12 protein-coding genes are annotated in these 12,899 nt (G+C 68.1%); 4 read left to right on the forward strand and 8 right to left on the reverse strand.

Annotation, left to right across the window (positions count from 1 at the left end):
- Nucleotides 1–9: 9 nt before the first annotated feature.
- The 7 genes from ACXJ1Y_RS05860 to aldA form a co-directional block, all read right to left on the reverse strand.
- Nucleotides 10–1,737: a 2-hydroxyacyl-CoA lyase gene (locus tag ACXJ1Y_RS05860; protein WP_463849176.1), complete on the reverse strand. Its 1,728-nt coding sequence runs from the start codon at nucleotides 1,735–1,737 to the stop codon at nucleotides 10–12.
- A gap of 32 nt (nucleotides 1,738–1,769) precedes the next feature.
- On the reverse strand, nucleotides 1,770–3,365 hold the full coding sequence (locus ACXJ1Y_RS05865; protein ID WP_463849177.1) for a class I adenylate-forming enzyme family protein: 1,596 nt from the start codon (nucleotides 3,363–3,365) through the stop codon (nucleotides 1,770–1,772).
- An 89-nt stretch (nucleotides 3,366–3,454) separates the two neighbouring features.
- Nucleotides 3,455–3,949 carry a hypothetical protein gene (locus ACXJ1Y_RS05870; protein WP_463849178.1) on the reverse strand — a complete coding sequence of 165 codons (495 nt, stop codon included), beginning with the start codon at nucleotides 3,947–3,949 and terminating at the stop codon, nucleotides 3,455–3,457.
- Entirely contained in the window at nucleotides 3,946–5,796 is a 1,851-nt protein-coding gene (locus ACXJ1Y_RS05875) for a PQQ-dependent dehydrogenase, methanol/ethanol family (protein ID WP_463849179.1), read from the reverse strand. The genes ACXJ1Y_RS05870 and ACXJ1Y_RS05875 overlap by 4 nt, the downstream gene beginning before the upstream one ends.
- 38 nt (nucleotides 5,797–5,834) lie before the next feature.
- Nucleotides 5,835–6,395, reverse strand: coding sequence for a QcrA and Rieske domain-containing protein (locus tag ACXJ1Y_RS05880; RefSeq protein WP_463849180.1), 561 nt, complete (start codon nucleotides 6,393–6,395; stop codon nucleotides 5,835–5,837).
- A gap of 180 nt (nucleotides 6,396–6,575) precedes the next feature.
- Entirely contained in the window at nucleotides 6,576–7,463 is an 888-nt protein-coding gene (locus ACXJ1Y_RS05885) for a transporter (protein ID WP_463849181.1), read from the reverse strand.
- Nucleotides 7,464–7,642: 179 nt separating this feature from the next.
- The gene (aldA, locus tag ACXJ1Y_RS05890; protein WP_463849182.1) at nucleotides 7,643–9,082 is read right to left on the reverse strand and encodes an aldehyde dehydrogenase; all 1,440 of its coding nucleotides are present in this window, start codon (nucleotides 9,080–9,082) and stop codon (nucleotides 7,643–7,645) included.
- A 352-nt stretch (nucleotides 9,083–9,434) separates the two neighbouring features.
- Between aldA and ACXJ1Y_RS05895 the strand changes: the two genes are divergently transcribed.
- Nucleotides 9,435–10,148, forward strand: a complete 714-nt coding sequence (locus ACXJ1Y_RS05895; protein ID WP_463849183.1) for a GntR family transcriptional regulator — start codon at nucleotides 9,435–9,437, stop codon at nucleotides 10,146–10,148.
- Between the two features lie 62 nt (nucleotides 10,149–10,210).
- On the opposite strand, the gene ACXJ1Y_RS05900 is transcribed toward ACXJ1Y_RS05895, so the two are convergent.
- The gene (locus tag ACXJ1Y_RS05900) at nucleotides 10,211–10,471 is read right to left on the reverse strand and encodes a hypothetical protein (RefSeq protein WP_463849184.1); all 261 of its coding nucleotides are present in this window, start codon (nucleotides 10,469–10,471) and stop codon (nucleotides 10,211–10,213) included.
- Between the two features lie 585 nt (nucleotides 10,472–11,056).
- Here ACXJ1Y_RS05900 and ACXJ1Y_RS05905 point away from each other — a divergent pair.
- From ACXJ1Y_RS05905 to ACXJ1Y_RS05915, 3 genes are all read left to right on the forward strand, one after another.
- A complete protein-coding gene (locus ACXJ1Y_RS05905) occupies nucleotides 11,057–11,230 on the forward strand; it encodes a hypothetical protein (RefSeq protein WP_463849185.1) in 174 nt (57 codons plus the stop codon).
- Between the two features lie 55 nt (nucleotides 11,231–11,285).
- A complete protein-coding gene (locus ACXJ1Y_RS05910) occupies nucleotides 11,286–12,260 on the forward strand; it encodes a quinone oxidoreductase family protein (protein ID WP_463849186.1) in 975 nt (324 codons plus the stop codon).
- A gap of 195 nt (nucleotides 12,261–12,455) precedes the next feature.
- Nucleotides 12,456–12,704 carry a hypothetical protein gene (locus tag ACXJ1Y_RS05915; RefSeq protein WP_463849187.1) on the forward strand — a complete coding sequence of 83 codons (249 nt, stop codon included), beginning with the start codon at nucleotides 12,456–12,458 and terminating at the stop codon, nucleotides 12,702–12,704.
- Nucleotides 12,705–12,899 lie beyond the last annotated feature (195 nt).

The raw sequence follows: 12,899 nt of genomic DNA on the forward strand, positions 1-12,899 counted from the left end.
GAGGGCCTGTCAGGCCGCCGGCCCGTCGCCGGAGCGCCAGGCGCGCTCCGCCTCGTCCCAGGCGGCGAGGGGCTGGAGGTCCGGCACCCAGGCGAGACCGGTCTTGGCATCCGACGAGACCGCCTCCGGCGTGACCACCACGTCGAGGAGCGCGGGCCTGTTGGCGAGGGCGCGCCGGATCGCCGGCCCCAGATCCTCCTCGCGCTCCACGCGCTCGCCGTGCATCCCCAGGGCGCGCGCCATCCCGGCGTAATCGCTGAACGCCAGCCGCGTGCCGACCACCTTGCCGTGGGTCACGGTCTGGTCGTGCACCTCGATCTGCCACGCCCCGTTGTTGGCGACCACGATCAGGACCGGCGCCTTGTGGCGCGCGGCCGTGTCGAGCTCGATGGCGTTGAAGCCGAAGGCGCCGTCCCCCGTCGCGACCACGGTCGTGCGCTCCGGGCAGGCGAGGCTCGCCGCGATGCCGTAGGGCACGCCGACGCCGATGCACCCGAACGGTCCAGGATCCAGCATGGTCGAGGCCGAGAGGCCGATCCGGGCGAAGCTCAGGAAGTCGCCGCCGTCGGTCACGACGATGGAATCCGGCTCGATCGCCGCCTGGAGCGCCGCGATCACCCGGTTCGGATGGAGCCGCCCGTCGCTGCCGGGCGCCGCCGAGGCCATGGTCTGCTTGAGCTTCCGCGCGCGCTGTTCGTGCTGGGACCGGAGCGAGGCCGCCCAATCCCGATCGACGGCGCTCGCGCGGTTCCCGGCGGCGTCCAGGAGGGCGCGGAGGGCGGCGGCGGGATCGGCCAGGACCTCGACGGCGCCCCGGCGGTTGTCGCGCAACTCCGCCGCCGTGTCGGCGAACCGCACGAAGCGGGCGTCCCCGAACACGGCCGGCGACCCGTAGGCGAGCTGGAAATCCAGCCGGCGCCCGATGGTGAGCACCACGTCGGCGTCGCCCATCACCGCGCCGCGCATGGCGCCGACGACGGACGGGTGGGCGTCCGGCACGAGGCCGCGGCTCTCGCCGGTGTCGAGGTAGACCGCGCCGAGCCGGTCGAGCAGGGCGACGAGTTCCGGCCCGGCCCTGCGGGCGCCGCGCCCCGAGATCACCAGGACGCGCCGGGCCGACCAGAGCAGATCGACCGCCGCCGCGATCCGGTCGGGGTCGGGCTGCGGGACGGGGCGGGGCTTGGCGCCGAGGTGCTCCTCCATCTGAAGGGGCTTGGGCACGAGGCCGCGCAGGGTGTCGGCGGGGAAATCGAGGTAGGACGGACCCGGCTCGCCGCCCTCCCCGAGGGCGCGGGAGACCGCCTCATCGAGTTCGGCCAGGGCCAGCGCCGGCTCGCGTACCGTGCGGGCGTAGCGGGTGATCGTGCGCACGAGGTGCGTATGGTCGAGATCCTGCAGCCCGCCGCGATTCTCCTGGCCGCGGGGGTTGGTGCCGGACAGGACCAGCACGGCGGCGCGGGAGACGTGGGCGTTGGCGATGCCGGTCACGGCATTGGTCATGCCCGGCCCGGCGGTCACGAGGGCGACCCCGAGTTCGCCCGTCACCTCGTGATGGGCCTGCGCCATGTGGACGGCGGCCCGCTCGTCGCGCACGTCGATGATCCGGATGCCCTCGGCGTCGAGGCGCATCCAGATGGGCATGATGTGGCCGCCGCAGAGCGCGAAGACGCGCGTGACGCCGCGTGCCTTGAGGGACCGGGCGACGACGGCGGCGACGCTGTCGGATGAGATCTGCATGGGCGTTTCCTTCGCTCGTCGGAGGCGGCGCGTCAGCTCGCGGCCCGGTGGCCCGCCTGCGCGGCGCGCTCACCCTCCAGCACCTGCTCCTTCAGGACGCGGTGCAGGACCTTGCCGGTGGCGTTGCGCGGCACGTCGTCCACCAAGACGAAGGACACGCTGCGCGGGCACTTGTATCCGGCCAGATGCTCCCGGCTCCATTCGATCAGCTCGTGGCCGTTCAGGGCGGCGCCGTCGTGGAGCACGACCACCGCATGGACGCGCTCGCCCCATTTGACGTCGGGCAGGCCGATCACCGCCACGTCGCGCACCACGGGGTGGCGTCCGAGGGCCGCCTCGACCTCGGACGGGTAGACGTTCTCGCCGCCCGAGATGATCATGTTGCTCTTGCGGTCGACCAGCTGGATGAAGCCGTCCGCGTCGCGGATCGCCATGTCGCCTACCGTGCAATACTCGCCCCGGAAGGCCGCCGCCGTCTTCTCCGGGAGCTTCCAGTATCCGTCGAAGAGGTAGGGGTTGTTGCAATACAATTCGCCCGGCTGTCCGTCGGGCACCTCGTTCCCCTCGGCGTCCAGGAGCTTGATCGGTGCCGAACCGACGCATTCGCGGCCGACCGAGCCGAGTTTCGTGAACTGATCGCGCGGGTGGAGCATCGTGACCCAGCCGGTCTCGGTGGCCCCGTAGAGCTCGAACAGGCCGGAATTCGGGAACAGCTCCATCACCGCGCGCTTGGTTTCCTGCCGGGCCGGCGCGGACGAGATCATCAGCTTGGTGACGCGGTCGAGGTTGTACTTGTCCCGCACCCCGGCCGCGAGGCCGAGCATCATGATGTAATGGGTCGGGACCAGGGAGGTGAAGGTGGCCTCACCCTCGGCCAGGGTCTTGAGGCAATGCTCCGGGTCGAAGCTCTTGCGGGAATAGATCGTGATGCTGCCGCCGCAATAGACGAACGCCCCGAAGAAATAGAGCGAGTTGGCGTGGCACATCGGCATGACGAGCAATGCGCCGTCGTCGCGGTGGATGCCGAGTTCGATCTCCGTGCACAGGGCGAGGTTCGCCGCCCCGCGATGGCTGCGGATCGCGCCCTTCGGGTTTCCGGTGGTCCCCGAGGTGTACATCAGCATCCAGGGATCGTCGGGCGACACCGCGACGTCCGGCTCCCCCGGGCTCCCCTGGCCGAGGAATGCCTCGTAGTCGCGAAAACCACCCTCGCAGGGCCCGCTCCGGCCGAACTGGATGACGTTCGCCGCCGGCACCGGTAGATCGGCGCGGATCGCCTCGATGAGGCCGGCGAGTTCATCCTGAACGATCAAGGCTTCGGCCTCGGCGTTCTCGACGATGAACCGGACCTCCTTGCCGACGAGCCGGAAGTTGATCGGCACCGCGACGAGGCCGGCCTTGGCGGTCGCGGCGTAGATCTCGGCCCATTCGACGCAATTGTAGGCCAGCACCGCCACGCGGGCGCCCTTGGCGAGGCCGAGGCCGAGGAGCGCGTTGCCGAGGCGGCAGGCCCGCTCGTTCCAGAGCCGGAAGGTCATGGCGCGCTCGAGGTCCCTCGCGCCGCTCGCCTCGGGGCGGAGGCGGGCGTGAACCGCGAGCATCTGTCCGAACGTCAGAAGGTCCTTCATCACACTCTCTCAGGCGTGGCGAGGCGGCGCCCCCCCGAGCCAGCCGTCGCGCGGCCGGTCGGCGGCGAACGGGGCGCCGCGTGCGGTCTCTACTTGCCTCGCGGCGGGCCGACGGAGTTCAGGACCGCGATCCGGTAGGCGCCGTCCTTCTCGCCGAGGAGGAAGACGTTGGCGGATGCCTCGCCCTCGGGTTGGCCCGCCTCCTCATCGAAGACGATGCGGAGGCGCTTCGTCACCGTCATGTTGGGCTTGAAGGTGCCCCGCGCCTCGACCTCGGCGAGGCCGTCCGCCGGGAAATCCTCGATGGCCATGTCCTTGATCGGCCGTCCGAAGGTGGTCCGGATCTGGTAGAGCGTCAGCCGCCTACGCGGCAGGCGCACGCCGTCCCAGTTCACGAGCCGTTCGATGGCCGCCTCGTCCCGGTCGCGCAGCGCGGCCTTGACGTAGGCGACCACCCCCTGCGGATCGGACGGCAGCGCCGTCTGCTCCGCGGCGGCGGCGGAGGGCGCGGCCTCCGCTTGCAATGGGGGGGCGAGGCCGCAGAGCCCCGCCGCCAGCGCCAGGGTGAGGAGGGCGGTCCTCACTTCGCGCCCGCGCCGGCCGCGTCGGCGCGCTTTCCGCCCGTAGGCTTCTCGACCGCCTGGTCCATCACCTTGAACACCCACACCACGCCGCCCTGCGGGGCCATGCGGACGCGCCGCTCTTCCGGCAGGTGGCTGTTGATGCCGCCGAGCATCCGGTCCGCATCGACGCCCCAGCCGGACTGGACCGCCACGTACTGCACGCCGTCCACCGCGAAGGAGGAGGGCACGCCGATCGTGCCGGAGTTCAGCCGCATCTCCCACAGCACCTTGCCGGTCTTGCCGTCGAAGGCGCGGAACTTGCGGTCGCTGGTGCCGCCGGAGAAGACGAGGCCGCTGCCGGTGGTCAGGACCGGGCCCCAGGTGGCCGAGTCCATGAAGTCATGGGTCCAGACCTGCTTGCCGGTGTTCGGGTCCCAGGCCTGGAGCTGGCCGATCCGCACCGGCTTGCTCACGTCGAGCCCGTCCTTGAAGTGCAGGCTCGACAGGATCTCCTCCACCGGCACGCCGATGTAGAGTTCGCCCGGCTTGCGGTTCTTCACCGCCACGCCCTGGATGTCGGCGCAGAGGTTGGTGTTGGCCGGGATGTAGAACAGGCCGGTGCCGGGGTTGTAGGCCTCCGGGGGCCAATCCTTGCCGCCCCACAGGCTCGGACAGAACGATGCCTTCCGGCCGGTGTTCGGGGTCTTGGCCGGGTCGTAGGTCGGGCGCCCGGTCTTGGGATCGAGCGAGGTGAACACGTCCTGCTCGACGAAGGGCTTGGCGTCGATGAAGTTGATCGGCCCGTCCTTCGTCCGCTCCAGGGTCCAGAGATAGCCGTTCCGGCCGGCATGGATCGCGGCGGGGACCTTCTTGCCGTTCCGTTCGATGTCGATCAGCACCGGGGCGGACACCTCGTCCCAGTCCCACGCGTCGTTGTAGTGGTACTGGTGGTGGCCCTTGATCTTGCCGGTGTTGATGTCGAGCGCCAGGGCCGACGACGAATAGAGGTTGTCGCCGGGGCGGGTGTCCGGCATCCACGGGCCGCCGTTGCCGGTGCCGTAATAGGCGAGTTCCGTCTTCGGGTCGTAGGTGCCCTGGATCCAGACCGGCGCGCCGCCGGTCTTCCACGCATCGCCCTTCCAGGTCTGGAAGCCGGGATCGTCCGGGCCGGCGACGGTGAAGGTCTTCCACGCCTCCTCGCCGGTCTCGGCGTCGAGGGCGGTGATGAAGCCGCGGATGCCGAACTCGCCGCCCGACACGCCGACCACGACCTTGCCCTTCGCCACCAGGGGCGAGAGCGTCATGTAGTAGCCGTCCTTCCACTTGGCGACGCACTTGGTCCAGGCGACCTTGCCGGTCCTGGCCTCCAGCGCGACGACGCAGGCATCGGTGGTGGCCACATAGACCTTGTCGCCGTACAGCCCGACGCCGCGGTTGGTCGGATGAAGCTGGAACAGCTCCGGCGGCAGGTCCTTCTGGTAGCGCCACAGCACCGTGCCGTCGCGGGCATCGACCGCCAGCACCTGCGCCTGGGGCGTCGAGATGAACATGACGCCGTTGTTGACGATGGGCGGCGACTGGTGGCCGTCCATCACGCCGGTCGAGAGCGTCCAGGCGGGCACGAGCCGGCCGACGTTCTCGGGCGTGATCTTGTCGAGCGGGCTGTAGCCCCAGCCGGCATAGTTGCCGCGATATTGCAGCCAGTTCTCCGGCTCGGGGTTGGCGAGGCGCTCGTCGGAGACCGGCTTGTAATCCTGCACCGCATCGCCGGCCTCGGCGGCGCCGAGCGCGGCGCAGGTCAGCGCCGTCGCGCCGAGGAGGGCGGCGAGCATCGTCCGCCCGGTCTTGCGACCCACATGATTGGACATCGTTCCACTCCCTGATCGTCTGTTCTTGTCGTGTCGCGTCAGGCGCCCGGACCGGGTTTGCCGAGGAAGCTGCCCGCGACCTGGGCCTCCCCCTTGTCGTTCTTGGCCAAGGGCAGCACCGGAATGCGCTTGCGCGCCGGCCCCTTGGCGACGCGCCCGCCCTCGCCCGGCACGAATTCCGAACCGTGGCAGAAGCAGAGCAATGCCTTGTTGGCGGGGTCCCAGCCGTTCACCGTGCAGCCCTGGTGGGTGCAGATCGCCGAGAGGGCGACCACGTTGTCGGCGGCGTGGGGCTTGGTGTCCTCGTCGATGTCCGCCTCGGGCACCCGCACGAGGACGATCTTGGCGAAGCGCGATTCCGTCCGTTGCACACCGGACGGATCGACGGCGGTGGCGAGGACCGGCTCGGCCTCCTTCAGCGCGGACAGCACGACCGGCTTACCCTCCAGGTCGCCGTCCGCGTAGACGAGGCTGTCGCCCTTCTCGGGCAATTCTTCCTCGGGCCCCGCCAGGACGGGACTGGCGAGGCAGCAACCGGCGAGCCCCAGAAGGGCGGTTCGCCGGTCGATCCTCACCTCGCAACCATTCTTCACCGACATCTCAAGCGTTTCCTCTGCTGACCGGATGGCGCGGCCTGGGCCCGTGGGCGAACGCAGCACATGCCGCGTTCGGACGCCTTTTCGATCGGCTTCCCTTACAATGGACCAATCTCCGTCACCTCAGAGATCAGTCCTGCCCCGTTTTTATTGCCGAGTTTAGCTTGCTGCCATAATGCATCATTACGGAATGTAGACGTACTTCAAATATACGGCATTCGTCGGTGTCATGTTGACGCCGTAGACGCTGCGCGAGTAGCGCACGGTGATCGACTGCTTGGGATCGTAGAACCACGCCAAGCCGGCGCCGAGGGCGAGATCCTGCCCGTGGCTGTTCGGGATGATCAGGTGGCTCAAGGCCAGGTCGGACGCGGTGTTGTACTGGTAGTCGAGCGACAGGAACGGCTCGACCGGGAATTTCGGCTCGTTCAGCTTGTAGCCGAGGCGCAGGTTGGTGTGGAACGTCATGCCGGGATTGATCCGCGGCTGGCCCGGCGCGTTCTGCTCGCTGCGGAAGATGCCGCCCGCGTCGCCGGTAAAGCTGAAGCGCTCGCCCTGCACGTCGAACAGGATGCTGGAGAGGTTGGCGTAGTAGTTGTTCGTGAAGTTGTCCGTGCCGATCGGCGCCTGGAGAAAGGTCTGGAAGCCGAGCGTGCTGTTCTCGGTCGGCTTGATCCAGGTGGCCACGCCCCAGATCGTGTCGCCGAAACCGAGTTGCTCGCCGCCGCCGCGCACGCCGAGATAGGCCTCCGGCAGGATCGCCTCGAAGGCGATGCCGACGCCGGGGAGCGAATCGAACGTCGTGAAGTAGACGAACTTGCTGAGGCCGACGGCAAGGTTCTGGCGAGGCTGGCTCGTCAGGTTGCCGCGCGCATCGAAGTATTGCGACGACGAGTTGAATTGTCCGTATTGGACGAAAGCGAAGAAATCTTTGTAGTTGACCGGCAGTTCGTACTCGCGCGGGCCGATCACCGCGAAGGTGATGTCGGCGGCCGAGGCCGAGCCGTGTGGTGCGGCCAAGCCGGCGAGGCTCAGCGTGGCCGCAGCGAAATGTTTCCAACCCTTCGACATGGCGTTCCCCCGGCATGCGTTTGATCACGCACTCGCGAGGCGGATTATTATGGTTATAGCCGCTCTCGCGATTGGTTTATGGTATGTCCGCACTTAGTGGCGTGTAAATACCAAGTCAGTCGCTGTACCTTTGATAGCCGATTCTTGTTTTATGGCGTTGCAAATTCGCATCGATCGGATCAGGACTGTATATAAACGACGTGCGTGCTGGTGTACTCGTAGAGCCCGTGCTTGCCGTCGGCCCCGCCGATCCCCGACTTGCGGTTGCCGGCGTGGAAGCCCTGCATGGCCTCGAAGTTCTCGCGGTTGATGTAGGTCTCGCCGAAGCTCAGCTCGCGGCTTGCCTTCAAGGCGCTCGACAAGTTCTCCGTGTAGATCGAGGATGTCAGGCCGTATTCGCAATCGTTCGCGAGCGAGATCGCCTCCTCCAGGCTGTCGACGGTCATGACCGGCAGGACGGGTCCGAAGATCTCCTTGCGCATCACGTCCATGTCCTGACGGCAGCCGGTGATCACGGTCGGCTCGTAATACGTGCCCTTGCCCTCCTCGGCGGTGCCGCGACCGCCGGTGACGACGGTGGCGCCGCTGTCCAGGGCGGAGCGGACGAGTTCCTCGACCTTGCGGACCCCGGCGCGGTTGATCATCGGCCCCATGTCGATCTCGGACTCGCCGAGGGGGTCGCCGACCCGCATCGCCTTCATCTCCTCGGACACCCGCGCGACGAAGGCCTCGGCGATCGGCCGTTCGACATAGACGCGCTCGGCCGCGTTGCAGACCTGCCCGCTGTTGAGGGTGCGCGAGGCGGCGACCGCCTTGGCCGCCTTTTCGAGGTCGGCGTCCTTCAGGACGATGGCCGGCGCCTTGCCGCCGAGTTCCAGGTTCACCTTCGTGATGTTGCGCGCGGCGGCGGCCATGATGCGCGAACCCGTGGCCGCGCTGCCGGTGAAGCTGATGAGCCCGATATCGGGGTGCGAGGAGATCGCTTCGCCGACCCCCGCGCCGGTGCCGTAGACGACGTTGATGACACCCTCGGGGATGTCGAGCCCGTCGAGCAGGGCGATGAAGGCGGCGGCGTTGAGGGGCGTTTCCTCGCTCGGCTTGATGACGATGGAATTGCCGGTGACGAGCGCCGGGCCGAGCTTGCGGGCGATCAGGAAGAACGGGAAGTTCCACGGCAGGATCGCGCCGACGACGCCGATGGGCTTGCGGAACAGGAAGATGTTCTCGCCCGGCCGGTCGCTCTCGATGATCTCGCCTTCGATGCGGCGTGCCCACTCGGCCATGTAGTCGAGGTAGTCGGCGGCGAAGGCGACCTCGACCTTCGCGAGGCCGAAGAGCTTGCCCTGCTCCTGCGAGATGATCCGCGCGATCGGCTCGACCCGCTCGCGGATCCGCGCCGAGATGGCGCGCAGGGCGTTGCCGCGCTGGATCGCCGGCAGGCGGCCCCAGGCGACCTGCGCCGTCTTGGCGGCGGCGACCGCCTCGTCCACGGCCTCACGCGAGGAGACCGGCATCTCGGAGATCACAGCGCCGCTGGACGGATTGAGGACCGGGATCAGGTCGCTGCTGCCGCTGGCGATCAGGCGTCCGCCGATATAGTTTGAAAGAGGGGCGTTCACGGTCATCCTCCCAATCTGTCGGATGCAAGGTCTGGTTATTGTCGAGGCAGCGGCCATTCGTTGGGACGCTGTTGGCGGGTCTTGCGGAAGATCTTAAGTCTTAAAAAAATCTCAGAGGCGGACATCTTCAGCGATGCAGAAGGGTCGGGGCGGTCGCACTGCGACGACGACGGCGCAGGGGTGGCACCTTGCGGCCGGTCACGCTTTGCGGGCATGAACGCGTGGTCCTCGGACCCTGGGACATGTCTTTGAATTCGAAGTTTGCATTCGAAGTCGTACACGCCTCCGGAGCCGAGTGCAAGCGGCTGCGCGACAGGACGAGGGATTGCCCCAGGCGGGCGGACGGATGTCGATGCCAAAACCCACAATCGTGCCGAACCTGGTCGGGCAGGTCTACGAACGGATCCTGGACGAGATCTGCGACGGCACCCTGCCGGCGAACACGCGCCTGATTCAGGACGAGTTGGCCGAGGCCTACGAGGTGTCGCGCCAGCCGATCCAGCAGGCGATCATGCTTCTGCGGGATCGCGGGTTCGTGGCGGATGCGCCCAAGCGCGGCGTGGTCGTCGCGGAGCTCAATGTCGCGTTGATGCGCAGCGCCTACGAGGTCCGCGAGGTGCTCGACGGCCTATCCTGCCGGCTGGCGGCCCAGCGCGCGGGCGAGCAGGCGGAGGCGCGGGGCCGCGAGATCATCGCCCGTGGCCGCGAGGCCATCGCCAGCGGTTCGATCGCCAGGCAGATCGCCGAGGACATCGCGTTCCACCAGTTCATCACCGAACTCTCGGGCAACGCCGTCATCGAGGAGGCGGCCCGCCCGCATTGGCACCACATGCGGCGCATCATGGGCGAGGTGCTGCGCGTCGAACGCAACATCTCCACCGACATCTGGGACGAACACGCTGAGATCCTGCGGGCGATCATCGCGAAGGATGCGGACGAGGCCGACCGGCTCGGTCGCGCCCATATCAGCCGGGCCTCGGCCAAGTTCGTCTCGAAGCTGGAGAAGATGCACGAGACCGCGAAATCCGAGCAGCGCCGCCGGTCCGTCAGCCGTAGCCTGCGGTGAGCCGCGATCTCCGATCCGGGGTGGGCGCCCCCCACGCATGACGGGCCGGGGGCGCCCCGCACTCATGGGCGACGGCCGTCCTGCGAATCCTTCATCTGCGGCACTTCGAGCCCGTTGACCTTGTCGGGGCCGGTCGTGTTGGGATCGTTCGGCGCAGGGGCCGGAACCGCCTGGCGGCTCGGCGCGCCGCCATCCCGGTTCGCCGGGGCACCATCGGGCACGGTCGCCGGCGCCGGCTCGGGCGTGGCCCCCGCCGGTTGCGCAAGGGCCAAACCGCCGCCTCCGCTCACAAGGATCGCGGCGGCGAATAGAAGCGTCTTCATCCGATTCTCCTGTCACGTCCCCCAACGGGCGGATGAAGGCGAAGTTGCACGGCCAAGCGACGGACGGTTACTCGGGATCGACTGGTCGAGAACCCTAAACCGGGATCGAGCCGGTTCGCGAGTCAAGCAGATCCCCGATCCGGGGCGCCGAAACCGGGGGCAGGACCGGAACAGGCGCACGTCGCGACGGCCAACACAGACGAGCAGGGCCGGGCAGGAACTGAAGGACACTATCGATGTTCTGATGTCGAGAATTCCTATCGGTGGGACCTTGGACATGCGGTCAGCAGCAATCTTCGGCGCTACGATCCTGCTCGCCGCCTTTGTGGGCGCCCAGCCGGCCGCGGCCACACCGGGGTTCACGCCGGGCGCCCAATCCATCGGCGGCAGCGTCGAGCCGGTTCGGATGGGCGGGCGACGTCATTATCGGTCGAGCGGGCGCCGGGTGATGGGCCTCCCCACGCCAGGAACCCGGGCGCGGCATTCGCGGACCAGGTTGCCCCGTCTCTGAGACGACAACACGCCGTCCCGTCCGCGTGGCGGGCTCCTTGACCACCACCCTCTTCGCTTCAGGGAATCCTTTGGATGCGCGCCGTGTTCATCGCCCTCGTGACCGGTGCCGTGACGCTGGCCGGGACGTCCGCCGTCCTGGCCCAGGGCGAGCCCACGACAGCGCCGACAGCCGACGGCGGGAACGGCGTGATCAACGGCGGCGCCGGCTCGGGGACCGGAACGAAGGAGCCGAAAGGCGACCGATAGGTGCACTGTCCCGCCGGGGAGCGATGCGGCGGGCGATGGCGGGAGGGGATCGGAGATGTCGGCAGCCATCGTCCTGCGCGCGCATGGCGGACCGGAAGCCCTGGTCTTGGAGGATGTCGCCGTCGGCGCGCCGGGGCCCGGCGAACTCCTGATCCGGCAGACGGCGGTGGGGGTGAACTTCCACGATTGCTATGTCCGCTCGGGCCTTTACCGGACCTTGCCGCTGCCGGGTGTGCCGGGCATCGAGGCGGTCGGCCGTGTGGAGGCGCTGGGTCCCGGCGTCGAGGACTTTCAGGTCGGCCAGCGGGTCGGTTACATCACCGGAGCCTATGGCGGCTACGCGGAGCGGCGGATCCTGCCTGCCTCCATCGCGGTGGCGCTGCCCGATGGGCTCGGCGACGTGGAGGCCGCGTCGCTGCTGCTCAAGGGGTTGACCGCCTGCATGCTGTTGCGGCGCGTCCATGTCGTGAAGGCGGGGGACGTGATCCTCGTCCATGCGGCCGCAGGCGGGGTCGGCCAGCTCCTGTGCCGGTGGGGGCGGCATCTGGGCGCCACGGTGATCGGGACCGCCGGCAGCGCCGAGAAGGCCGAGAGAGCCCGGGCAGCCGGCGCGCACGAGGTGATTCTCTATCGCGACGGCGGTTTCGCGGAGACCGTGATGGCGCTCACCGGAGGACGCGGCGCCGATGCCGTCTACGACGCCGTCGGCCGCGAGACATTCGACCAATCGTTGAAGAGCCTCGCCTATTTCGGCACCTTGGTGAACTACGGTCAGGCCTCGGGCCCGGTCGAGCCGATGCCGCCTGCAGTTCTGGGAGGCCGCTCGAATTCCCTGTCCCGGCCGGTGGTGTTCCACTTCGTCCGCGACCGCGCCTCCCTGAACGCGATGGCCGCCGAGGTCTTCGCGGCTTTTGCCGCCGGAGTGCTGCGCGTCGAGACCGGGCTGCAAATGCCCTTGGCGGAGGCCGGCAAAGCTCATGCCGCCCTCGAAGCACGTGCCACGGTCGGCGCGACCGTGTTGCTGCCCTGACCTGCGGTGATCTGAGCATCGGACTTTATATCTGCAGGGAACTCGCGAGCCTCTCGAGGCGCCAGCCAAGCTCGATTCAAAAATCTATTGTGCGCCGCAGTGCAATGTGCGGCAATGCACAAGAAATCCCCTTGGGGCGCTCCATCTCCGGAGTATCGAAGCGTCGATACCCGGCGCGCCCCCTAGGAGATTGTCATGATCCGCATCCTCGTTGCTGCCAGCTTGACCCTGGGCGCAGGAAGCGCCTTCGCGCAAGCGGGTCCGTCCCATGACAAGAACGCGGTGTCGGACACGCGTAACGTCGGTTCCAGCGTACGCTCCGAATCTGGCTACGGCTTCGCCCGCCCGGCCTACCGCCGCGACGTCGAGACGACGGGCACCATCGTCGTTCGGCCTTACAAAGCCCAGAAGGTGATGGGTTTGCCTGTCCCTGGTTCCTATTGAGCTATGGCATGGATCGACGCTGTACTCAGGCGTCGATTCATCTCAGGCATCGCACATGACGTCGAGTGGTCTTTCGAGCCGGGCCGTCAGGTCCATATCCTCCCTCTTCGATTGTCGTACTCCAGCATAGTGTTATGCGGATCGGCATCGGGCGAGCCAATTCGGCCGGTGCCAGCACTCTCGTCGACGGACAGT

Source organism: Methylobacterium sp. TK26, from assembly GCF_055361565.1.

What these genes read in the sequence shown, in the direction of transcription:
- ACXJ1Y_RS05860 (WP_463849176.1), bottom strand. Translation starts at nt 1,737, where the DNA reads ATGCAGATCTCATCCGACAGCGTCGCCGCCGTCGTCGCCCGGTCCCTC.
- ACXJ1Y_RS05865 (WP_463849177.1), bottom strand. Translation starts at nt 3,365, where the DNA reads ATGAAGGACCTTCTGACGTTCGGACAGATGCTCGCGGTTCACGCCCGC.
- ACXJ1Y_RS05875 (WP_463849179.1), bottom strand. Translation starts at nt 5,796, where the DNA reads ATGTCCAATCATGTGGGTCGCAAGACCGGGCGGACGATGCTCGCCGCC.
- ACXJ1Y_RS05880 (WP_463849180.1), bottom strand. Translation starts at nt 6,395, where the DNA reads ATGTCGGTGAAGAATGGTTGCGAGGTGAGGATCGACCGGCGAACCGCC.
- ACXJ1Y_RS05885 (WP_463849181.1), bottom strand. Translation starts at nt 7,463, where the DNA reads ATGTCGAAGGGTTGGAAACATTTCGCTGCGGCCACGCTGAGCCTCGCC.
- ACXJ1Y_RS05895 (WP_463849183.1), top strand. Translation starts at nt 9,435, where the DNA reads ATGCCAAAACCCACAATCGTGCCGAACCTGGTCGGGCAGGTCTACGAA.
- ACXJ1Y_RS05900 (WP_463849184.1), bottom strand. Translation starts at nt 10,471, where the DNA reads ATGAAGACGCTTCTATTCGCCGCCGCGATCCTTGTGAGCGGAGGCGGC.
- ACXJ1Y_RS05905 (WP_463849185.1), top strand. Translation starts at nt 11,057, where the DNA reads ATGCGCGCCGTGTTCATCGCCCTCGTGACCGGTGCCGTGACGCTGGCC.
- ACXJ1Y_RS05910 (WP_463849186.1), top strand. Translation starts at nt 11,286, where the DNA reads ATGTCGGCAGCCATCGTCCTGCGCGCGCATGGCGGACCGGAAGCCCTG.
- ACXJ1Y_RS05915 (WP_463849187.1), top strand. Translation starts at nt 12,456, where the DNA reads ATGATCCGCATCCTCGTTGCTGCCAGCTTGACCCTGGGCGCAGGAAGC.